19 protein-coding genes are annotated in these 21,231 nt (G+C 63.1%); 9 read left to right on the plus strand and 10 right to left on the minus strand.

Annotated features, from left to right (window positions below):
* Positions 1-16: 16 nt before the first annotated feature.
* From WM94_RS19610 to WM94_RS19625, 4 genes are all read right to left on the minus strand, one after another.
* Complete coding sequence (locus tag WM94_RS19610) at positions 17-1,396, minus strand: OprD family porin (protein ID WP_061551942.1); 1,380 nt, start codon at positions 1,394-1,396, stop codon at positions 17-19.
* 233 nt (positions 1,397-1,629) lie between these two features.
* The gene (locus WM94_RS19615; RefSeq protein ID WP_061551943.1) at positions 1,630-3,222 is read right to left on the minus strand and encodes an ABC transporter substrate-binding protein; all 1,593 of its coding nucleotides are present in this window, start codon (positions 3,220-3,222) and stop codon (positions 1,630-1,632) included.
* 146 nt (positions 3,223-3,368) lie between these two features.
* On the minus strand, positions 3,369-4,994 hold the full coding sequence (locus tag WM94_RS19620; protein ID WP_061551944.1) for an ABC transporter substrate-binding protein: 1,626 nt from the start codon (positions 4,992-4,994) through the stop codon (positions 3,369-3,371).
* A gap of 391 nt (positions 4,995-5,385) precedes the next feature.
* A complete protein-coding gene (locus tag WM94_RS19625; RefSeq protein WP_015269044.1) occupies positions 5,386-6,102 on the minus strand; it encodes an SIMPL domain-containing protein in 717 nt (238 codons plus the stop codon).
* A 202-nt stretch (positions 6,103-6,304) separates the two neighbouring features.
* On the opposite strand from WM94_RS19625, the gene WM94_RS19630 reads away from it, so the two are divergent.
* From WM94_RS19630 to WM94_RS19645, 4 genes are all read left to right on the plus strand, one after another.
* Positions 6,305-7,561 (plus strand): ATP-binding protein, encoded by a 1,257-nt coding sequence (locus WM94_RS19630; protein WP_003257889.1) that lies wholly within the window; start codon positions 6,305-6,307, stop codon positions 7,559-7,561.
* Positions 7,561-8,121 carry a response regulator transcription factor gene (locus tag WM94_RS19635; RefSeq protein WP_015269045.1) on the plus strand — a complete coding sequence of 187 codons (561 nt, stop codon included), beginning with the start codon at positions 7,561-7,563 and terminating at the stop codon, positions 8,119-8,121. The genes WM94_RS19630 and WM94_RS19635 overlap by 1 nt, the downstream gene beginning before the upstream one ends.
* 215 nt (positions 8,122-8,336) lie before the next feature.
* Positions 8,337-9,278 (plus strand): AEC family transporter, encoded by a 942-nt coding sequence (locus WM94_RS19640; RefSeq protein ID WP_061551945.1) that lies wholly within the window; start codon positions 8,337-8,339, stop codon positions 9,276-9,278.
* 55 nt (positions 9,279-9,333) lie between these two features.
* Positions 9,334-10,692 (plus strand): amino acid permease, encoded by a 1,359-nt coding sequence (locus WM94_RS19645; RefSeq protein ID WP_061551946.1) that lies wholly within the window; start codon positions 9,334-9,336, stop codon positions 10,690-10,692.
* Between the two features lie 126 nt (positions 10,693-10,818).
* Here WM94_RS19645 and WM94_RS19650 read toward each other — a convergent pair whose 3' ends face one another.
* From WM94_RS19650 to gatC, 6 genes are all read right to left on the minus strand, one after another.
* Positions 10,819-11,193 carry a carboxymuconolactone decarboxylase family protein gene (locus tag WM94_RS19650; protein WP_061551947.1) on the minus strand — a complete coding sequence of 125 codons (375 nt, stop codon included), beginning with the start codon at positions 11,191-11,193 and terminating at the stop codon, positions 10,819-10,821.
* Between the two features lie 10 nt (positions 11,194-11,203).
* Positions 11,204-12,247: a calcium/sodium antiporter gene (locus tag WM94_RS19655; protein ID WP_061551948.1), complete on the minus strand. Its 1,044-nt coding sequence runs from the start codon at positions 12,245-12,247 to the stop codon at positions 11,204-11,206.
* Positions 12,248-12,307: 60 nt separating this feature from the next.
* A complete protein-coding gene (locus tag WM94_RS19660) occupies positions 12,308-12,682 on the minus strand; it encodes a septal ring lytic transglycosylase RlpA family protein (RefSeq protein ID WP_061551949.1) in 375 nt (124 codons plus the stop codon).
* A 143-nt stretch (positions 12,683-12,825) separates the two neighbouring features.
* On the minus strand, positions 12,826-14,271 hold the full coding sequence (gene gatB, locus WM94_RS19665; RefSeq protein ID WP_013971062.1) for an Asp-tRNA(Asn)/Glu-tRNA(Gln) amidotransferase subunit GatB: 1,446 nt from the start codon (positions 14,269-14,271) through the stop codon (positions 12,826-12,828).
* Between the two features lie 11 nt (positions 14,272-14,282).
* A complete protein-coding gene (gene gatA / locus WM94_RS19670) occupies positions 14,283-15,734 on the minus strand; it encodes an Asp-tRNA(Asn)/Glu-tRNA(Gln) amidotransferase subunit GatA (RefSeq protein WP_024086328.1) in 1,452 nt (483 codons plus the stop codon).
* A 15-nt stretch (positions 15,735-15,749) separates the two neighbouring features.
* Positions 15,750-16,037: an Asp-tRNA(Asn)/Glu-tRNA(Gln) amidotransferase subunit GatC gene (gene gatC, locus WM94_RS19675; RefSeq protein WP_003255165.1), complete on the minus strand. Its 288-nt coding sequence runs from the start codon at positions 16,035-16,037 to the stop codon at positions 15,750-15,752.
* Positions 16,038-16,242: 205 nt separating this feature from the next.
* On the opposite strand from gatC, the gene mreB reads away from it, so the two are divergent.
* The 5 genes from mreB to rng all read left to right on the plus strand — a co-directional run bounded on the left by mreB (position 16,243) and on the right by rng (position 21,155).
* Positions 16,243-17,280 (plus strand): rod shape-determining protein MreB, encoded by a 1,038-nt coding sequence (gene mreB, locus WM94_RS19680; protein WP_003255163.1) that lies wholly within the window; start codon positions 16,243-16,245, stop codon positions 17,278-17,280.
* Between the two features lie 195 nt (positions 17,281-17,475).
* Positions 17,476-18,510, plus strand: coding sequence for a rod shape-determining protein MreC (gene mreC, locus WM94_RS19685; RefSeq protein ID WP_220467601.1), 1,035 nt, complete (start codon positions 17,476-17,478; stop codon positions 18,508-18,510).
* Positions 18,510-18,998, plus strand: a complete 489-nt coding sequence (gene mreD, locus WM94_RS19690; protein ID WP_015269051.1) for a rod shape-determining protein MreD — start codon at positions 18,510-18,512, stop codon at positions 18,996-18,998. Before mreC ends, mreD begins: the two co-directional genes overlap by 1 nt.
* Positions 18,999-19,031: 33 nt before the next feature.
* Positions 19,032-19,643 (plus strand): nucleoside triphosphate pyrophosphatase, encoded by a 612-nt coding sequence (locus WM94_RS19695; protein WP_061551950.1) that lies wholly within the window; start codon positions 19,032-19,034, stop codon positions 19,641-19,643.
* Between the two features lie 54 nt (positions 19,644-19,697).
* Entirely contained in the window at positions 19,698-21,155 is a 1,458-nt protein-coding gene (gene rng, locus WM94_RS19700; RefSeq protein WP_013971067.1) for a ribonuclease G, read from the plus strand.
* The last annotated feature ends 76 nt before the right edge of the window (positions 21,156-21,231 follow it).

Raw genomic sequence — 21,231 nt, forward strand, 5'->3', positions numbered from 1 at the left:
GCCGTGGCGCCGGCGGTCAGAGAATGTTGAATGGAATGGTGGTAACCACCCGGAACTCATCCAGGCTGCCATCGCCCTGGGCCTTGCTGGCGCGGTGCGCGGTGTAGGTGGCACGGATGCTGGTGTCTTTCAATGGCCCGCTCTGTACCGCGTAGCTGGTGCCGAAGCCCCACTCGTAGTGGGTTTCGCCATCCAGGCCGTTCACGTCGTAGGCGGTACCGCGGTAATGGGTACCATCGATGCCCCAGCCGCGGGCGTTGTACAGGTTGAACTTCAGGCCCGGCACGCCGTACGGCGCCATGTTCAGCACGTAGGAAATCTGCAGCGATTTCTCGTTGGGGCCGTTGAAGTCCGACAGCAGCGAGTTGGCCAGGTAGATGCCGTTGGTTTCGTGCAGGTAGTCGAAGTACTCGTTGCCGTTGACCTGCTGCCAGGAGGCGCTGAGGGTGTGGGCCTGGTGGGTCAGGCCGAACGACAGGCTGTAGGTGTCGTTGTCGATCTCGCCCATCTTCTTGCTGCCTGCGTCGACGGTCTTGTAGTAGTTCAGGCCGGTGCTCAGGCTTAGCACCGCACTATCACCGAGCACATGGTTGGCGCCGAAGTAGTACTGGTTCCAGAAGTCGTCGACCTTGGTGGCGTACAGGCTGGTGCTCAGGCTCTTGAACGGCTGATAGTTGATGCCGGCGGTGCTGGCGCGGTCGGTCTCCACGCCAGTGGCGCTGTACTCGGTGCGGAACTTGCTGAGGCTCTGTTCGGTACGTGGCGAGACGCGGTCGAAGGTGCCCAGGTCGAAGCTCAGGTTGTCGAATTCGGCGCTGTGCAGGAACGCGCCCTGGAAGCTCGAGGGCAGAGCGCGGTTGCCGATGTAGGCGATCATCGGCGTGTCCACCGATTGGCGGCCGACGGTGAGCGTGGTGTTGGACACCCGCGCCTTGACGTTGGCCAGGCCCATCTTGCTCCACTGGCCGACCGGGTCGCCGTCGCTGTGGGTCAGGGTGCGGTTGTTGGGGCCGGCGACGTCCTCGCGGTTCTGCAGCAGGGCGATGGCATTGTAACCGGCGGCTTCGACGGCGAAGCCGACGGTACCCTGGGTGAAACCGGAACTGTAGTTGAGGATGGTGCCCTGCACCCAGTTCTCGCGGCTGTGGGTGTCGTGGCGGGTGCCGTCGCTCTTGTAGTACTTCCACAGCGGGGCGCGTGTGGCGCGCTCGCGGGCGTACCAGTTGCGGGTGCTGCCGGACAGGCTCTGGCCGTCGACGAAGCCGCTGGCCTGCTCCTGCTCGCTGCTGCCTTTTAGTGTGATGGGCACGTATTCCTGGCTTTGCGGGTCGGCCTGGGTCACGGTGGATAAGGCACTGATGGATAACGCCAGTGCGGTCAAGGTGAATAGTCTCAAGGTTAAAGCTCCCTTTCTGTTCTTCTAGTTATTGCCTGACCTTGTGGGCCGGGCTTCTTGCTGCGGTGTTGCCAGGGTTGCCCGGGGTCACCGGGCAGAATCGGGGCGTTGTGTTGGCTGTGCCGGCCCTTTCGCGGGTAAACCCGCTCCCACAGGGGCACCACAGGTTTCGGCATGTGCGCCGTACCTGTGGGAGCGGGTTTACCCGCGAAGAGGCCCTTGAGGGTTAAAGATCAATCAACACTCACACCGGAAAAATCGTTGCGCCCGAAAGGGCTGACCTTGAATTCGGAAACCTTGATGCTCAGCGGTTGGTTGACCGTTGAATGTGCCACCGGGGTAATCGGCACCTGTTGCTTGAGCCGCTGCTGGGCCTGCTGGTACAGGGCGGTGCGCTGCGCGCGGTCGGTGACCTGCTTGGCCTGCTTGACCAGGCTGTCGTACTGCGGATCGCACCACAGCGAGTAGTTGTTGCTGCCGATGGCATCGCAGTTGTAGAGGGTGCCCAGCCAGTTGTCCGGGTCGCCGTTGTCCCCGGTCCAGCCGATCAGGGCAATATCGTGCTCGCCGCTTTTCATGCGCTTGAGGTACTCGCCCCATTCATAGCTGACAATGCGCACCTTGAAGCCGAGCTTGCTCCAGTCGGCCTGGAGCATTTCCGCCATCAGCTTGGCGTTTGGGTTGTACGGGCGCTGCACCGGCATGGCCCACAGGGTGATCTCGGTGCCCGGCTTGACTCCGGCCTGCTGCAGTAGCTGTTTGGCCTTTTCCGGATCGAAGGGGGCGTCGTTGATGCTGTCGTCATAGGACCACTGGGTTGGCGGCATGGCGTTGACTGCCAGCTGGCCGGAATCCTGATACACAGCCTGGATGATCGCCTGCTTGTTCACTGCCATATCCATTGCCTGGCGCACTTCCAACCGGTCGAACGGTGGGTGTTGAGTGTTGTAGGCGATATAGCCGAGGTTGAAGCCAGGCTGTTGCAGCACCTGCAGTTTGCTGTCGGTCTTGAGCGCCGGGAGGTCTGCGGGGCGCGGGTTCAGGGTGACCTGGCATTCGTTGCGGCGCAGCTTCTGGATGCGCACCGAAGGGTCGATGTTGATCGAGAACACCAGGTTGTCGATCTTCACGTCCTGCGGTGACCAATAGGCCTTGTTGCCCTTGTAGCGGATCTGCGAATCCTTCTGATAACGCTGGAACACGAACGGGCCGGTGCCGATCGGTTGCTGGTTGATGTCGCTGGGGCGCCCGCTGGTCATCAACTGTTCGGCGTATTCGGCAGAGAGGATCGAGGCGAAGCTCATGGCCAGGTTCTGGATGAACGCGGCATCGACCTTGTTCAGGGTGAACACCACGGTCAGTGGACCGGTCTTTTCGACACGGGCGATGTTCTTGTCCAGGCCCATGCTGATGAAATAGGGGAACTCGGTCGGGTAGGCCTGGCGGAACGGGTGGTTCTTGTCGAGCATGCGGTTGAAGGTGAACAGCACGTCGTCGGCGTTGAAGTCGCGGCTCGGTGCAAAGGCCTTGTTGCTGTGGAACTTCACCCCTTCGCGCAGGTGGAAGGTGTAGCGCAGGCCATCTTCGGACACCTCCCAGCGGGTCGCCAGGGCAGGGTGCACGGCAGTGCCGCCGCGTTCGAACTCGACCAGGCGGTTGTAGATCGGTTCGGCGGCGTCATTGTCGGTGGCGCTGGTGTACTGGGCGGTGTCGAAGCCGGCGGGGCTACCTTCGGAGCAGAACACCAGATTGTTGGCCAGCAGGGCCGGCGATTGGCTGATCAGGCCCAGGGCCAGCAGGGCGGAAACTCGGGTGGTATGGCGCATGGCAAGTCCTTTTACGTCTGTTTGCGCCGCCTCGGGGTAAGAATGGCGGCAACAGGTCGCCGACCCCGCTGCGGATGGCGGCGGGACGACATGGAGGGGGACGAGGTTGGCGGGGCACCCGCCGCTCGGCGGGTGCCTTGGCTAGCCTATTTGTCCACGCTGACGCCGTAGAAGGAGTTCAGCGCGAACGGGCTGATCTTGAAGTCCTTCACCTTGGCGCTCATGGGCTGGTACACGGTGGAGTGGGCGATCGGGGTGATCGGCACCTGCTCCTTGAGGATGTGCTGTGCCTGCTGATACAACTCGGTGCGCTTGGCCTGGTCGGAAGTGGCCTTGGCCTGCTTGATCAGGTCGTCGTAGGGCTTGTAGCACCATTTGGAGAAGTTGTTGCCGTTCATGGCGTCGCATCCGTACAGGGTGCCCAGCCAGTTGTCCGGGTCACCGTTGTCACCGCTCCAGCCGATCAGCATGGCGCCCTGTTCGCCGCCTTTGGAGCGCTTGATGTACTCGCCCCATTCATAGCTGACGATCTTGGCCTTGATGCCGACCTTGGCCCAGTCGGATTGCAGCATCTCGGCCATCAGCTTGGCATTGGGGTTGTACGGGCGTTGCACGGGCATCGCCCACAGGGTGATTTCGGTGCCTTCCTTGATGCCGGCTTCCTTGAGCAGTTGCTTGGCTTTTTCAGGGTCGAATGGCGCGTCCTTGATGCTGTCGTCATAGGACCACTGGGTCGGGGGCATGGCGTTGACCGCCAGTTGGCCGGCGCCCTGGTAGACCGACTCGATGATCTTTTTCTTGTCCACGCCCATGTCCAGCGCCTCGCGGACTTTCAGCTGGGCCAGCGGGTTGGGCTCGTTGCTGCCCTTGACCTTGTCCATCACGTTGTAGGCGATGTAGCCGAGGTTGAAACCGGCTTGCTGCGGCATCTGCAGCTTGGGGTCCTGTTTCAGCGGCTGGATGTCGGCAGGGCGCGGGAACAGGGTGACCTGGCACTCGTTCTTCTTCAGCTTCTGCATGCGCACAGAGGCGTCGGTGGTGATGGCGAAGATCAGGTTGTCGATCTTCACGTCATCAGGTTGCCAGTAGTCCTTGTTGCCCTTGAAGCGGATCTGCGCGTCCTTCTGGTACTTGCTGAATACGAACGGGCCAGTGCCGATCGGCTTCTGGTTGATGTCGGCGGCCTTGCCGTCCTTGAGCAACTGGTCGGCGTATTCGGCGGACTGGATCGAGGCGAAGCTCATGGCCAGGTTCTGAATGAATGCGGCGTCGACTTCGTTGAGGGTGAACCTGACGGTATGTTCGTCGAGCTTTTCCAGCTTGGCGATGTTCTTGTCCATGCCCATGTCGGTGAAGTATGGGAACTCGGTGGGGTAGGCCTTGCGGAACGGGTGGTCCTTGTCGAGCATGCGGTTGAAGGTGAACAGCACGTCATCGGCGTTGAAGTTGCGGGTGGGCTTGAAGTAGTCGGTGGTGTGGAACTTGACCCCTTCGCGCAGGTGGAAGGTGTAGGTCTTTCCGTCGTCGGAGACTTCCCACTTGGTTGCCAGACCCGGGATGACTGCCGTGCCGCCACGTTCGAACTGGGTCAAGCGGTTGAACACGGTCTCGGCCGAGGCGTCAAAGTCAGTCCCTGTGGTGTATTGGCCCGGGTCGAAGCCGGCCGGGCTGCCTTCGGAGCAGAACACCAGGTTGGACGCTGCGAGGGCCGACGGTGCGCCGGAGAGCAAGCCTGCGCCTAGCAGGAACGGAATGACTGCGTGTTTGAGCATGGTGGCCTCATTGTTGTCATTTTTCGATTGAGGTGGCCTCGTGAGCCGACCTGCGGATACTTATGCAGGGGGTGTTCCCAATGCAATATGCGGAGGGATAGTTGGCGCCAGAAAAGTGGTACGGGCGTACATGGATGTCGCATTGATATAACTTTCGAAGAAGTTAAACGTTTGCGTAGGCAAAATGATGGCTTTTTGCGGGATATTTCGAGGCGGGGTTGGCGTAGGAAGCACCTTATTGGTGCGTAGGAAATGTCTGAATCTGCGCTTTTTCGACTGACCTCATCGCCGGCAAGCCAGCCCCACAGGTACAACACAAGGGCTGAAACCTGTGGTGTATCTGTGGGAGCTGGCTTGCCGGCGATAGGGGCGCAATGCGCCCCCGGCGAACTCAAGGCATCTGCACTTCGATCAGGCCATCGGCATTCATGCTCACTTCACTGGTCCCTGCCTCGATATCCGGCGCCGGTGCCGACTCATCAGCCCCCATGGCCTTCATCGCCATCGGCGCACTGCGCAGGTAAGGGCGCGGGTAACCGCTGCTGTTGAGGTTCAGGCTGACCACCTTGTAGCCCTTGCCACCCAGTGCCTCGGTAGCCAGTTGCGCGCGTGCCTTGAAGGCATCCACCGCATCCTTGAGCAGTGCATCCTCGCTGGCCTTGCGCGTGGCCGGGGCGATGGAGAAGTCCATGCCCCCCATCTTCAGCTCTTGCAGCAAGTCGGCGGTCAGTTGCGACAGGGCAGGGAAGTTGGCGCTTTCCAGGCGCAACTCGGCGCGCTCGCGCCAGCCGGTGATCTTCTGGCCCTTGCTGTCATATACCGGGTAGCTGTTGCGGCTACCCTGGCTGATCTTCACGTCCTTGACCTGGCGCGACTGCTGTACGGCCTTGTTCATGGTCTCGGTGATCTGCTTGGCGAGCTTGCCCGGGTCGGTGTTCTGCGCTTCGCTGTACAGGGTAACGACCATCAGGTCGCGCGCCACTTCCTTGCTGACCTCGGCACGCAGCGAGACCTGATTGTAGCGCGGCTCATCGGCAGCCAGCGCCGGCAGGCTGGCGAGCAGGCCGCAGGACAGGATCAGGGCGGTGCCGCGACGTGGGATTTGCATGTGGTACTCCTTGGCAATATAAGGCGTGGGTTGTGGCCATCCATTCCACGCATGGCCCATCAGACCGGCAACAGTGTAGTGGGTTCAAAAGTGCCATCATGAACCTGTGACAAAGTGTGGCGCTTTGCCGCATCGCTGCAGCGAGGCGCCTGGCTTCGGTATACTCCAGCCGATTTTTCTGGAGCACTCATCAGGAGAGCTCATGCTCGCCGCCGTACAACCGCTGTCTGCTACTCGCCAGAACCTCTGGCGCCTGACCGTCATTCGGGTCCTGGTCCTGGCTGCCCAGGCCGGCTCCGTGGGCGTCGCCTACTGGACCGAACTGCTGCCTTTGCCCTGGCTGTCGCTGGCCGGCACCTTGGCCTTGTCTTCGCTGCTGTGCGCCTTCACGGCTCTGCGCCTGCGCCTGTCGCTGCCAGTCACCGAGCTGGAATATGCCCTGCAACTGGCCTGCGACCTGCTGATCCACAGTGCCTTGCTGTACTACTCCGGCGGTTCGACCAACCCGTTCGTTTCGTATTACCTGGTGCCGCTGGCGATTGCCGCAGTTACCTTGCCGTGGCTGTATTCGCTGATCCTGTCCGGCATTGCCCTGACCGCCTACAGCCTGCTGCTGGTGCAGTTCTACCCGCTCGAAGGCCTGCCGATGGCGCGGGACAAGATGCAGGTGTATGGCATGTGGCTGAGTATTGCCCTGGCCGCGGCGGTGATCACCTTCTTTGCCGCACGCATGGCCGAAGAGCTGCGCCGCCAGGAGCAACTGCGTTCCGAGCGGCGTGAAGAAAGCCTGCGCGACGAGCAGCTGCTGGCCGTGGCCACCCAGGCCGCCGGTGCCGCCCATGAGCTGGGCACACCGTTGGCGACCATGAGCGTGCTGCTGAACGAAATGCGCCAGGACCACGCCGACCCCTTGCTGCAGGAAGACCTGCAGATCCTTCAGGACCAGGTGAAGCTGTGCAAGGAAACCCTGCAACAGCTGGTACGCGCCGCCGAAGCCAACCGCCGCCTGGCCGTGGTGGAGCAGGATGTCACGGCCTGGCTGGACGAAGCGCTCAACCGTTGGCACCTGATGCGCCCGGAAGCCAGCTACCGCTTCCAGCGCTTGCGCGACGGCCAGGTGCCGCGCCTGACCCCGCCGCCGGACCTGACCCAAGCGTTGTTGAACCTGTTGAACAATGCCGCCGATGCCTGCCCCGACGACCTTGAAGTGCGCCTGGACTGGGACACCCATGACATCGTCATCAGCATCCGTGACCACGGCCCTGGCGTACCGCCGGCGATCGCCGAGGCCATCGGCAAACCCTTCATTACCACCAAGGGCAAAGGCTTCGGCCTGGGCCTGTTCTTGAGCAAGGCCAGCGTGACCCGTGCGGGCGGTTCGGTGAAACTCTATAGTCATGAACAGGGTGGCACCCTGACCGAACTGCGCCTGCCCTATGGCAAGCGAGGAGATGAATGATGAGCGAAGAAAACCAGGTCGAAGGCGAAGAGCTGCCGCACCTGCTGCTGGTGGATGACGATGCCACCTTCACCCGGGTCATGGCCCGGGCCATGAGCCGCCGCGGTTTCCGCGTCAGTACCGCCAGCTCTGCCGAAGAAGGGTTGATCCTGGCCCAGCAGGACCTGCCGGACTACGCCACGCTGGACCTGAAGATGGAAGGCGACTCCGGCCTGGTGCTGCTGCCCAAGCTGCTGGAGCTGGACCCGGAAATGCGCGTGGTGATCCTGACCGGTTACTCGAGCATTGCCACTGCGGTGGAAGCGGTCAAGCGCGGTGCCTGCAACTACCTGTGCAAGCCGGCCGATGCCGATGATGTGCTGGCTGCGTTGCTGTCAGAGCACACCGACCTGGACAGCCTGGTGCCGGAAAACCCGATGTCGGTCGACCGCCTGCAGTGGGAGCATATCCAGCGCGTGCTGAACGAGCACGAGGGCAATATCTCGGCCACCGCGCGGGCGCTGGGCATGCACCGTCGGACCTTGCAGCGCAAACTGCAGAAGCGCCCGGTTCGGCGCTGATTCAGTACTGGCAGTGCCGGCCTCTTCGCGGGTAAACCCGCTCCTACAGGTGTTCACAGGCCTCCAGACCTGTGCAGTACCTGTAGGAGCGGGTTTACCCGCGAAAGGGCCGTAACTGCCAGAAACTTCTCTTTATCACCCCGCGATCCCCGCAAGTCCCGGCCGTTGGCGTATCATTAGCCCCCTAACGGCAACCCTTCCAGGATCGCTTGCGCATGCTCGCCCTTCTTATCCAGACGTTGAACATCACGGCCCCGGTCTTCGCCATGCTGTTCATGGGCGTGCTGCTCAAACGTATCCGCCTGATCGACGACAATTTCAACCGCGTAGCCTCGCAACTGGTGTTCAACGTGTGCATGCCGGCGTTGCTGTTCCTCGGCATCTACCACGCCGACCTGGCCACGGCGGTCAAACCCGGCGTCCTTCTCTATTTCATCGTCGCCACCCTGGCCGGCTTCGCCATTGCCTGGGGCATGGCCATCTGGCGCAGCCCGCTGGCCGACCGGGGCATCTATACCCAGGGCGCATTCCGTGGGAACAACGGCGTGATCGGCCTGGCCCTGGCCGCCAGTCTCTACGGCGACTACGGCATCTCCCTGGGGGCGGTACTCGCCGGCCTGGTCATCCTCATGTACAACTCGTTGTCGGCAGTGGTGCTGGCGGTTTACAGCCCGGACCTGAAGTCCGACCCGTGGAGCATCTGCAAGAGCATCTTCAGCAACCCGCTGATCATCAGTGTGCTGGTGGCCGCGCCCATGGCCTACGGCCAGGTGCCGCTGCCCAACTGGCTGCTGACCTCGGGCGATTACCTGGCGCAGATGACCCTGCCGCTGGCGCTGATCTGCATCGGTGGCACGCTGTCGATGGCGGCACTGCGCGACAGTGGCAGGCTGGCCATCGACGCCAGCCTGGTGAAGATGGTCTGGCTACCGCTGCTGGGTACCCTCGGTGCCTGGCTATGCGGCTTCCGCGGCGCCGAGCTGGGCATCCTGTTCCTGTACATCGGCAGCCCGACTGCAGCTGCCAGCTACGTCATGGCGCGGGCGGCGAATGGCAACCATGAGCTGGCTGCATCGATCATCGTGATTACCACGCTAATGGCGGCGATCACCACCAACATTGGTATTTTCATCTTGCAGTGGGGCGGATGGATCTAGATCCTTGACTGCAAACAACACAAAAACACAGCCTCACTGAGCTAAAGGACACTTCATGCAAGACCAGAGCACGCCCGAGCGGTTACAGCGCGGGCTGAAGAATCGCCATATCCAGCTGATCGCGCTGGGCGGGGCCATCGGTACCGGGTTGTTCCTGGGCATTGCCCAGACCATCCAGTTGGCGGGCCCCTCCGTCCTGCTGGGCTACGCCATTGCCGGCCTGATGGCCTTCCTGATCATGCGCCAGCTCGGTGAAATGGTTGTTGAAGAGCCCGTGGCCGGAAGCTTCAGCCACTTCGCCCACCAGTACTGGAGCGAATTTGCCGGGTTTGTTTCGGGCTGGAACTACTGGGTGGTGTACGTACTGGTCGGCATGGCCGAGCTTACCGCGGTGGGCATCTACGTGCAGTACTGGTGGCCCGGCTTCCCGACCTGGGCCACGGCGGCGATCTTCTTCGTGGTGATCAACCTGATCAACCTCACCCAGGTTAAGGTCTACGGCGAGATGGAGTTCTGGTTCGCCCTGGTCAAGGTGGTGGCCATCGTCAGCATGATCGGCTTCGGCGCCTGGCTGCTGACCAGCGGCCATGGCGGCCCGGACGCCAGCGTGGCCAACCTCTGGCAGTACGGCGGTTTCTTCCCCAACGGCGTCACCGGCCTGGTGATGGCACTGGCAGTGATCATGTTCTCGTTTGGTGGCCTGGAGCTGGTGGGCATCACCGCCGCCGAGGCCGACAACCCGCGTCAGAGCATCCCAAAGGCCACCAACCAGGTGGTGTACCGTATCCTCATTTTCTATATCGGTGCCCTGGCGGTGCTGCTGTCGCTGTACCCATGGCAGAAGGTGGTGCAGGGTGGCAGCCCGTTCGTGATGATCTTCCATGAACTGGACAGTGACCTGGTGGCGACCATCCTCAATATCGTGGTGCTGACGGCGGCGCTGTCGGTGTACAACAGCTGCGTGTACGCCAACAGCCGCATGCTGTTCGGCCTGGCCAGCCAGGGCGATGCACCGCGTCAGTTGCTGAAGGTAAGCCGTAGCGGCGTGCCGCTGACCGCGCTGGGTGTGTCGGCTTTTGCCACCGGGCTATGCGTACTGATCAACTACCTGATGCCGGGTGAAGCCTTTGGTTTGCTGATGGCCCTGGCGGTGTCGGCGCTGGTGATCAACTGGGCGAGCATCAGCATCACCCACCTGAAGTTCCGCAAGGCCAAGCTGGCGGCCGGGATTACCCCGTTCTACAAGAGCTGGGGGCACCCGATAACCAACTACCTGTGCCTGGCGTTCATCGTGCTGATCCTGGTGGTGATGTACCTGACCCCGCCGATTCGCATCTCGGTGATGCTGATTCCGGGGTGGATCCTGGTGCTGTGGGTGGCCTTCAAGATGAAGAAGGCTCGCCAGACCAGGTAGGTAACACAGTACCGGCCTCTTCGCGGGCACGCCCGCTCCCACAGGGATTCCACAGGCTCTAAGACCTGTGCAGTACCTGTGGGAGCGGGTTTACCCGCGAAGAGGCCGGGCCTGAAAAAGGCTGGGTCAGCCTTGATAGCTGTCGATCACTTCCTGTGCCGCACGGAACGCATCAATCGCCGCCGGCACCCCTGCATACACCGCGCAATGCAGCAGCGCTTCGCGAACTTCCTCCACCGTACAGCCATTGTTCAGCGCCCCGCGCACATGCCCCTTGAGCTCCTGCGGGCACTTGAGTGCGGTCAGCGTGGCCAGGGTAATCAGGCTGCGGGTTTTCAACGGCAGCCCATCGCGGGCCCACACGCTGCCCCAGGCATGTTCGTTGACGAAGTCCTGCAGCGGCTGGGTAAAGTCGGTGGCATTGCCCAGGGCGCGGTCGACGAACGCATCGCCCATCACCTGCCGCCGAATCTGTTCGCCGGTTTTCTTGCTATCAGCCATGTTGTTTTCCTTAGTGTTGGCGGCGCCAGGCTCGTGCGGTGGTGTACAGCAACACCATGGCGAGCACCGGCAGTACGTAGAACAGCATCAACCGCTCCAGGCGGCCGGCCAGTGGCATGCCCATGGTAAATGCCGCCACGTGCAGCCCATAGGCCAGGTACAGGCAGAGGAACACCAGGCCTTCGGCGCGAGTGATGCGGTAGCCGGAATAGAACACCGGCAGGCTCAGCGCAGCAACACCCAGCATTACCGGCAGATCGAAGGCCAAGGCGTTGGGCGAGATCGACAGCGGCTCGGGAGTGACCAGCGCGGTCAGGCCCAGCACGGCCAGCAGGTTGAACAGGTTGCTGCCGATCACTGTGCCCACGGCGATTTCCCGCTCACCGCGCAGGGCGGCGATCAGCGCAGCGGCCAGTTCCGGCAGGGAGGTGCAAATGGCAACGACGGTCAGGCCGATGATGCGCTCGGACAGGCCCAGGTCGGTGGCCACCTCCACGGCGGCTTCCAGCAACAAGTGACCCGCCAGGCTCAGCAGGCCCAGGCCGGCCAGCACCTGCAACAGCGTGCCCGACCAGAAGCGCCCGGCGCTGCTGGTGATGGTGGTCGGTGCGGGGTAGGTGCGGGCGTAGTGGCGCGACTGGTGCCAAAGCATTGCCAGGTAGCCGACCAGTCCGGTCAGCAGCAACACCCCTTCGGCCCGGCCCAGGTGGCCGTTGGCGGATAACGCGTAGACCAGGCCGCTGGCGACGATCATCAGTGGAATGTCCAGACGCACCAGTTGCCGCGACACGCGCAGCGGGATGATCAGTGCGGCCAGGCCGAGAATGACCAATACGTTGAATATGTTGCTGCCGATAACGCTGCCCACCGCCACGTCCGGCGCGCCCTGGTAGGCGGCCTGCAGGCTCACGGTCATTTGCGGGGCAGTGCTGCCGAAGGCCACCAGGCTAAGGCCGATGATCAGCGGGCGTACGTGCAGGCGCTGGGCCAGGCGCAGGGCTGCGCGAACCAGCAGTTCGGCACCGCCGATCAGCAACAGCAGGGCGATGCCCAGTTGCAGGAGGCTGGAGGTAGGTAGGGTAGCCAGGTCGAAAATGGTCGGACTCCTGTCGCGTCAGTCGCTAAGCCCTTGTACTCGCACGCGCGCGGTTCCGCTACGGATCATGCCGATTTTTTCTGCGGCGGCACGTGAAAGATCGATCAGGCGGCCGCGGGTGTGTGGGCCACGGTCGTTGATGCGCACCACGACGCTGCGCTGGTTGGCCAGGTTGGTCACCCGTACCCGGGTGCCGAAGGGCAGGCTGCGGTGGGCGGCGGTGAGGCCGCGCTGGTTGAACGGTTCGCCGCTGGCGGTGCGTTTGCCGTGGTGGCGAGAGCCGTAATAGGAGGCGGTGCCGGTCTTGTCGTAACCGTCGGGGTCGATGTCCTGGCTGGCGCAGCCGGCCAGCAGGGAGAAGAGGGCGAGGGTGCTCAGGGATCGTTTTAGCAATTCGAATGCTCCGGTGCGGCCATTCGCGGCTAAAGCCGCTCCCACAGGTACGGCGCTGCACTGGCGAGCGGCGCTGTACCTGTGGGAGCGGCTTTAGCCGCGAACGAGGGCGAAGCCCTCGCAGGACTACAGGGGAAAAACAGTCACCCTTCGAGCTTGGCCTTGAGCAATTGGTTCACTTGCCCCGGGTTGGCTTTGCCTTTGGAGGCTTTCATCGCCTGGCCGACAAAGAAGCCGAACATCTTGCCACGCTTGGCCTCGTCGGCCGCGCGGTACTGTTCGACCTGCTCGGCGTTTGCCGCCAGCACCTCGTCGAGCATCTTGTCGATCGCACCGGTATCGGTGACCTGCTTCAGGCCCTTGCTTTCGATGATGCTGTCGGCATCGCCTTCACCGGCGGCCATGGCCTCGAACACGGTCTTGGCGATCTTGCCGCTGATGGTGTTGTCACGGATACGCAGCAGCATGCCGCCCAGCTGTGCGGCGCTGACCGGCGCCTGGTCGATCTCGATGCCCAGCTTGTTCAGCAGGCTGCCCAGTTCGACCATGACCCAGTTGGCAGCCAGCTTGGCATCGCCACCGATCTTCACCACTTCCTCGAAGTAGTCCGCCTGCTCGCGGCTGGAAGCCAGCACGTTGGCGTCGTAGGCCGACAGGCCGTACTGGTTCTGGAAGCGCTCGACCTTCTGCGTCGGCAGTTCCGGCAAGCCGGCGCGGACGGTTTCGAGGAAGCTGTCCTCGATCACCACCGGCAGCAGGTCCGGGTCGGGGAAGTAACGGTAGTCGTTGGCTTCCTCCTTGCTGCGCATGGAGCGGGTCTCGTCCTTGTTCGGGTCATACAGGCGGGTTTCCTGTACCACCTTGCCGCCGTCCTCGATCAGGTCGATCTGGCGCTGGATCTCGCTGTTGATCGCGCGCTCGATGAAGCGGAACGAGTTGACGTTCTTGATCTCGCAGCGGGTGCCGAACTCGGCCTGGCCTTTCGGGCGGATCGACACGTTGCAGTCGCAACGCAGCGAGCCTTCGGCCATGTTGCCGTCGCAGATGCCCAGGTAACGCACCAGCGCGTGGATTGCCTTGACGTAGGCCACGGCTTCCTTGGCGCTGCGCATGTCGGGCTCGGAGACGATTTCCAGCAGCGGGGTGCCGGCACGGTTCAGGTCGATGCCGGTGGAGCCGCTGAAGTCTTCGTGCAGGCTCTTGCCGGCATCTTCTTCCAGGTGCGCGCGGGTTACCCCGATGCGCTTGATGGTGCCGTCTTCCAGGGCGATGTCCAGGTGGCCCTTGCCGACGATCGGCAGGTCCATCTGGCTGATCTGGTAGCCCTTGGGCAGGTCCGGGTAGAAGTAGTTCTTGCGCGCGAACACGTTGCGCTTGCCGATCTCGGCATCGATGGCCAGGCCGAACATGCACGCCATGCGCACGGCTTCCTGGTTCAGTACTGGCAGTACGCCAGGCATGCCCAGGTCAACCAGGCTGGCCTGGGTGTTCGGCTCGGAACCGAAGGTGGTGGCGCTGCCGGAGAAGATCTTCGACTGGGTGGCGAGCTGAGTGTGGATTTCCAGCCCGATCACAACTTCCCATTGCATGTGTGAATTCCTCAGAAGCCGTTGGGGGCGCGGGTGTGCCAGTCGGTCACTTGCTGGTAGCGGTGCGCGACGTTGAGCAGGCGGCCTTCCTGGAAGTATGGCGCCAGCAGCTGCACGCCGACCGGCAGGCCATCGACGAAGCCGGCCGGCATCGACAGGCCCGGCAGGCCCGCCAGGTTGGCGGTGATGGTGTAGACGTCTTCCAGGTAGGCGGCGACCGGGTCGCTGCTCTTGGCGCCGAGCTTCCAGGCCGGGTTTGGCGTGGTCGGGCCGAGGATCAGGTCGACGTCGTTGAAGGCGGCCATGAAGTCGTTCTTGATCAGGCGGCGGATCTGCTGCGCCTTCACGTAGTAGGCGTCGTAGTAGCCGGCCGACAGGGCGTAGGTGCCGACCATGATGCGGCGCTGCACTTCGACACCGAAGCCTTCGCCACGCGAACGCTTGTACAGGTCGGTGAGGTCTTTCGGGTTCTCGCAGCGGTAGCCGAAGCGCACGCCATCGAAACGCGACAGGTTGGACGAGGCTTCAGCGGGGGCGATCACGTAGTAGGCCGGGATGGCGTGCTGCATGTTCGGCAGGCTGATTTCCTTGACCACCGCGCCGAGCTTTTCCAGCTCCTTGACGCTGGCCTGGACCAGGTCGGCGATGCGTGGGTCGAGGCCGGCACCGAAGTACTCCTTCGGCAGGCCGATGCGCAGGCCTTGCAGCGAAGCATTCAGGTTGGCGCTGTAGTCCGGCACCGGCTCTTCGATGCTGGTGGAGTCCTTGGCGTCGAAACCGGCCATGCCTTGCAGCAACAGGGCGCAGTCTTCGGCGGTACGGGCCAGCGGGCCACCCTGGTCGAGGCTGGAGGCGTAGGCGATCATGCCCCAGCGCGACACGCGGCCGTAGGTTGGCTTGAGGCCGGTGAGGTTGGTCAGTGCCGCCGGTTGGCGGATGGAGCCGCCGGTGTCGGTGCCGGTGGTGGCTGGCAGCAGGCGTGCAGCCACTGCCGCGGCCGAACCGCCCGACGAGCCGCCCGGGACGTGCTCAAGGTTCCATGGGTTCTTCACCGCGCCGTAGTGGCTGGATTCGTTGGCCGAACCCATGGCGAATTCGTCCATGTTGGTCTTGCCCAGGGTGACCATGCCGGCTTCGGCCAGCTTGGCAACCACGGTGGCGTCATACGGCGCCTTGAAGTTGTCGAGCATCTTCGAGCCGCAGCTGGTGCGTACGCCGTTGGTGCAGAACAGGTCCTTGTGGGCGATCGGGGCACCCAGCAGCGCGCCGGTTTCGCCAGCGGCGCGACGGGCGTCGGCGGCACGCGCCTGGCCCAGGGCCAGGTCTTCGGTGACGCTGATGAAGCTGTTGATCTGCGGGTCGAGCTGCTTGATTCGCGCCAGCAGGGCGCCGGTCAGCTCTTCGGAGGAAAACGACTTGTCGGCGAGTCCGCGGGCGATCTCGGCCAGGGTCAATTGATGCATGGCAGGCACTATCCCTTACTCGATGACTTTGGGAACCAGGTACAGACCGCTTTCGGTCGACGGCGCGATGGCCTGGTAGGCGTCGCGCTGGTTGCTCTCGGTGACCTGGTCGGGACGCAGGCGCTGGCTGGCCTCCAGGGGGTGGGCCAGTGGCTCGATGCCAGTAGTGTCGACCGCTTGCATCTGGTCGACCAGCCCGAGAATGCTGTTCAGTGCGTCAGTAATGCGTGGCAGTTCGCCATCATTCAGGCCCAGACGGGCCAGATGGGCGATCTTTTCCACGTCGCAGCGTTCAAGCGCCATGGGGATCTCCAGGGGAAACAAAGACCGGAATTCGGGTCCGCAGTGAGGAACATGTCAGCTTTCTGGCGGTCTAACGGCCGCGAAATTCTGCTGGCGTGCTCGGAAAAACAGCCAATTTAACATATTGGCTCCTTGCCCAAAATCCCTGCCATTGTTAGAGTTTGCCGCACTTTTTTACCCACGCTTTCCCCAGGGTCACTTTCCCATGTTCAAGAAACTGCGTGGCATGTTTTCCAGCGATCTGTCCATCGACCTGGGTACTGCCAACACCCTTATTTACGTGCGTGAGCGCGGTATCGTCCTGAATGAGCCCTCGGTTGTTGCCATCCGTACCCATGGCAACCAGAAAAGCGTCGTCGCCGTCGGTACCGAAGCCAAGCGCATGCTGGGCCGTACGCCTGGCAACATTGCTGCCATTCGTCCGATGAAGGACGGCGTCATCGCCGACTTCAGCGTCTGCGAAAAAATGTTGCAATATTTTATCAACAAGGTTCACGAAAACAGCTTCCTGCAGCCGAGCCCGCGCGTGCTGATCTGCGTGCCGTGCAAGTCGACCCAGGTAGAGCGCCGCGCCATTCGCGAATCGGCGCTGGGTGCCGGTGCCCGTGAAGTGTTCCTGATCGAAGAGCCGATGGCCGCGGCCATCGGTGCCGGCCTGCCGGTCGAAGAAGCCCGCGGTTCGATGGTCGTCGATATCGGTGGTGGTACCACTGAAATCGCGCTGATCTCCCTGAACGGCGTGGTCTATGCCGAATCCGTCCGCGTTGGCGGTGACCGCTTCGACGAAGCCATCGTCACCTACGTGCGCCGCAACTACGGCAGCCTGATCGGCGAGTCCACCGCCGAGCGCATCAAGCAGGAAATCGGTACTGCCTACCCGGGCGGCGAAGTACGTGAAGTCGACGTGCGCGGCCGCAACCTGGCCGAGGGCGTACCGCGTGCCTTCACCCTGAACTCCAACGAAGTGCTCGAAGCGCTGCAGGAGTCCCTGGCGACCATCGTCCAGGCAGTCAAGAGTGCCTTGGAGCAATCGCCGCCCGAGCTGGCTTCGGACATCGCCGAGCGTGGCCTGGTGCTGACCGGTGGTGGCGCACTGCTGCGTGACCTGGACAAGCTGCTGGCCCAGGAAACCGGCCTGCCGGTGATCGTCGCCGAAGACCCGCTGACCTGTGTCGCCCGTGGCGGCGGTCGCGCCCTGGAGATGATGGACAAGCACGCGATGGACCTGCTCTCCAGCGAGTGATTCCGCTCGCTGTTCACGAGCGCCCGGTTTACAGGTAGTACGCACAGTGCTACCTGTATGTGCTGGGCTGGCGCCCGTTCGGGGCGCCGTATCCGTCAACCCGCAACCAGGCTGGTGCGTTTCCCATGTCCAATGACCTCCTGAGTCGTCCACGAGGAACGGCCCATTAAACCGCTTTTCTCCAAGGGCCCTTCGCTGGGCGTTCGCCTGCTCGTCCTGGTGGTGATGTCGGTCGCGTTGATGGTTGTCGACGCGCGCTTCGACGTGCTCAAACCAGTGCGCAGCCAGATGGGCCTGGTACTCATGGAGTCGTACTGGATCACCGACCTGCCGCAGCGTGCGTGGCAAGGTGTGGCCGGCCAGTTCGGCAGCCGTACGGAACTGATCGCCGAGAACGAAAAGCTCAAGACCGAAGCCCTGCTGCTGCAGGGGCGCCTGCAGAAGCTGGCGGCCCTGACCGAGCAGAACGTGCGCCTGCGCGAACTGCTCAACTCCTCGGCGCTGGTCAACGAAAAGGTCGAAGTGGCCGAGCTGATCGGTGTCGACCCCAACCCGTTCACTCACCGCATCCTGATCAACAAGGGCGAGCGTGATGGCGTGTTCCTTGGCCAGCCGGTGCTCGATGCCCGTGGCCTCATGGGCCAGGTGGTCGAGCTGATGCCGTACACCTCGCGGGTACTGTTGCTGACCGATACCACCCACAGCATCCCGGTGCAGGTCAACCGCAACGGCCTGCGCGCCATCGCCAGCGGCACCGGCAACCCGGAGCGCCTGGAGCTGCGCCATGTGGCCGATACCGCCGACATCAAGGAAGGCGACCTGCTGGTCAGTTCCGGCATGGGGCAACGGTTCCCGGCCGGTTACCCGGTGGCTACGGTCAACGAAGTGATCCACGATTCCGGCCAGCCGTTCGCCATCGTTCGTGCCATCCCAACCGCCGCGCTCAACCGCAGCCGCTACATGCTGCTGGTGTTCAGCGACCGGCGCAGCCCGGAACAGCGCGCCACCGATGCCGCCATTGCCCAGGAGGAGGCTGACCGCAAGGGCACCTCGGCCCCAGGCCAGCCGGCCACGACGGGCGAGCAGGGCGCACCAGCTGGCAGTGCCCCTGCCACGCCGGCCACACCAGCGGCCCCGACAGCCCCGGCTGCGCAGCCTGCAGCTCCGGTGGCCGCACCTGCCACGCCGGCTGCAGCGCCTGCCGCACCCGCTCACACCCGGAGGCAATGATGGCTGCATCACGCCGCAACAACGGCTGGGTCATCTGGCTGACTTTCGCCATCGGCCTGCTGCTCAGCGTCTCGCCCATGCCGCAGTTCATGGAAGTGTTCCGGCCCATGTGGCTGGCCTTGCTGGTGTCGTTCTGGACCCTCGCCGTACCGAACAAGGTCGGCATGACCACCGCGTTCGTGCTGGGCCTGGCCGAGGATGTGCTGTATGGCACCTTGCTGGGGCAGAACGCGCTGATCCTCACCCTCATCACCTTCCTGGTGCTGTCCTTGCAGCAGCGCCTGCGCATGTTCCCCATGTGGCAGCAGAGCCTGGTGATTCTGGTGATCTTCGGCATTGCCCAGCTGATCCAGCTGTGGCTCAGCGCGCTGACCGGCAACCGGCTGCCCACCCTGGCGCTGGTCTGGTCAGCGGTAATCAGTGCCTTGCTCTGGCCGTGGATCAGTTTCGCCCTGCGCGACCTGCGCCGACGCTTGCATATCAACTGACGGCGCCGCCGCGACTGACAGGGAGATGTCTGCATGAACCCGCTATACCTGGCCTCCGGCTCGCCCCGTCGTCGTGAACTGCTGGCCCAGATCGGTGTGCCGTTCAGTGTCGTCAGTGCCCCCATCGATGAAACCCCACTGCCCGATGAAAGCGCCCCGGCCTACGTCGAGCGCCTGGCCCGGGCCAAGGCTGCCGCCGGCCTGGCCTGCCTTGAAGGTCCGGCTGTGGTGCTGGGCGCAGACACTGCCGTGGTGCTCGATGGTCGTATTCTCGGCAAACCGGAAAACCGCGAAGATGCCCTGGCCATGCTGGCCGACCTTTCGGGCCGCGAGCACCAGGTATTGACCGCGGTCGCCCTGAGCGATGGCCAGCGCGTGCACAGCCTGTGCGTCACCAGCAAGGTGCGCTTCCGTGCGATCAGCGCCGAGGAAGCGCAACGCTACTGGGCCAGCGGTGAGCCCGCGGACAAGGCCGGCGGCTATGCCATCCAGGGCTTGGGCGCGGTGTTCGTCACCGGCCTTTCCGGCAGCTACTCGGCGGTGGTCGGCTTGCCCCTCAGTGAAACGGCCGAACTGCTTGGCCAATTCGGCATTGCCTGCTGGCAATCGCCCGCGCATACGCCAGAGGTAACAAACCAGCGGTAGCCAGCACTGCATACGCCATCCATCATTATCCAAGACCTTTGACGAGAGCCTGCCATGAGTGAAGAGATCCTGATCAACATCACCCCGATGGAGTCGCGCGTGGCGGTGGTGGAAAACGGGGTGCTGCAGGAAGTGCATGTCGAGCGCACCCAGCGCCGGGGCATCGTCGGCAATATCTACAAAGGCAAGGTGGTGCGTGTGCTGCCGGGCATGCAGGCGGCCTTCGTCGACATCGGCCTGGAGCGCGCGGCATTCATCCATGCCTCGGAAATATCCCAGCGCGAAGGCTCGGCGGTAGAGAACATCACCGCTCTGGTGCACGAGGGACAGGCCCTGGTGGTGCAGGTGACCAAGGACCCGATCGGCACCAAGGGCGCGCGCCTGACCACCCAGCTGTCGATCCCGTCGCGCTACCTGGTATACATGCCGCGCAGCAGCCATGTCGGCATTTCCCTGAAGATCGAAGACGAAGCCGAGCGCGAGCGCCTCAAGCAGGTAGTCAGCGACTGCATGGAAAGCGAGAACATCAAGGACGCCGGTGGCTTCATCCTGCGTACCGCCGCCGAAGGCGCACGCGCTGAAGAGATCCTGCAGGACATTCGCTACCTGCGCCGCCTGTGGGAGCAGATCGGCACCCAGATCAAGACCTGCGGTGCGCCCACGGTCATCTACGAGGACCTGGGCCTGGCCCTGCGTACCTTGCGTGACCTGGTCAACCCGAAGATCGAGAAGATCCGCATCGACTCGCGGGAAACCTTCCAGAAGACCACGCAGTTCGTTGGCGAACTTATGCCGGAAATCGCCGACCGCCTCGAACACTACCCGGGCGAACGGCCGATTTTCGACCTGTATGGCGTCGAGGACGAGATCCAGCGTGCACTGGAGCGCAAGGTGCCGCTGAAGTCCGGTGGCTACCTGGTGGTCGACCCGGCTGAAGCGATGACCACGATCGATGTGAACACCGGCGCCTTCGTCGGCCATCGCAACCTTGAAGAGACCATCTTCAAGACCAACCTCGAGGCCGCCACCGCCATCGCCCGGCAACTGCGCCTGCGCAATATCGGCGGCATCATCATCATCGACTTCATCGACATGGAAGACGAGGAGCACCAGCGCCAGGTGCTGCGCACGCTGGAAAAGCAGCTGGAGCGCGATCACGCCAAGACCAACATCATCGGCATCACCGAGCTGGGCCTGGTGCAGATGACCCGCAAGCGCACACGCGAAAGCCTGGAACAGGTGCTGTGCGAGCCCTGCCTGGCCTGTCAGGGCCGTGGCAAGCTGAAAACCCCCGAGACCATCTGTTACGAAATCTTCCGCGAGATCCTGCGCGAGGCCCGTGCATATCAGGCCGAAGGCTACCGCGTGCTGGCCAACCAGAAGGTGGTCGATCGGTTGCTGGATGAAGAATCCGGTAACGTCGCGGAGCTGGAGGCCTTTATCGGCCGAACCATTCGTTTCCAGGTGGAGTCGATGTATTCGCAGGAACAATACGATGTGGTGCTGCTCTGAGGCCTTCTGAAACGCGCCGCAGGTGGCCCGGGCTGGAAAATCCGGGGCTACGGGCCATCATGGATAAACGACCTGG

The sequence above is a fragment of the Pseudomonas sp. ABFPK genome (genome assembly GCF_001586765.1).
GTDB lineage: Bacteria > Pseudomonadota > Gammaproteobacteria > Pseudomonadales > Pseudomonadaceae > Aquipseudomonas > Aquipseudomonas asiatica.

Coding starts and splice junctions, on each gene's coding strand:
- WM94_RS19625 (WP_015269044.1), bottom strand. CDS start 6,102: ATGCAAATCCCACGTCGCGGCACCGCCCTGATCCTGTCCTGCGGCCTG.
- gatB (WP_013971062.1), bottom strand. CDS start 14,271: ATGCAATGGGAAGTTGTGATCGGGCTGGAAATCCACACTCAGCTCGCC.
- mreB (WP_003255163.1), top strand. CDS start 16,243: ATGTTCAAGAAACTGCGTGGCATGTTTTCCAGCGATCTGTCCATCGAC.
- WM94_RS19615 (WP_061551943.1), bottom strand. CDS start 3,222: ATGCGCCATACCACCCGAGTTTCCGCCCTGCTGGCCCTGGGCCTGATC.
- WM94_RS19620 (WP_061551944.1), bottom strand. CDS start 4,994: ATGCTCAAACACGCAGTCATTCCGTTCCTGCTAGGCGCAGGCTTGCTC.
- WM94_RS19650 (WP_061551947.1), bottom strand. CDS start 11,193: ATGGCTGATAGCAAGAAAACCGGCGAACAGATTCGGCGGCAGGTGATG.
- rng (WP_013971067.1), top strand. CDS start 19,698: ATGAGTGAAGAGATCCTGATCAACATCACCCCGATGGAGTCGCGCGTG.
- WM94_RS19640 (WP_061551945.1), top strand. CDS start 8,337: ATGCTCGCCCTTCTTATCCAGACGTTGAACATCACGGCCCCGGTCTTC.
- WM94_RS19630 (WP_003257889.1), top strand. CDS start 6,305: ATGCTCGCCGCCGTACAACCGCTGTCTGCTACTCGCCAGAACCTCTGG.
- mreD (WP_015269051.1), top strand. CDS start 18,510: ATGGCTGCATCACGCCGCAACAACGGCTGGGTCATCTGGCTGACTTTC.
- WM94_RS19645 (WP_061551946.1), top strand. CDS start 9,334: ATGCAAGACCAGAGCACGCCCGAGCGGTTACAGCGCGGGCTGAAGAAT.
- WM94_RS19635 (WP_015269045.1), top strand. CDS start 7,561: ATGAGCGAAGAAAACCAGGTCGAAGGCGAAGAGCTGCCGCACCTGCTG.
- WM94_RS19695 (WP_061551950.1), top strand. CDS start 19,032: ATGAACCCGCTATACCTGGCCTCCGGCTCGCCCCGTCGTCGTGAACTG.
- gatA (WP_024086328.1), bottom strand. CDS start 15,734: ATGCATCAATTGACCCTGGCCGAGATCGCCCGCGGACTCGCCGACAAG.
- gatC (WP_003255165.1), bottom strand. CDS start 16,037: ATGGCGCTTGAACGCTGCGACGTGGAAAAGATCGCCCATCTGGCCCGT.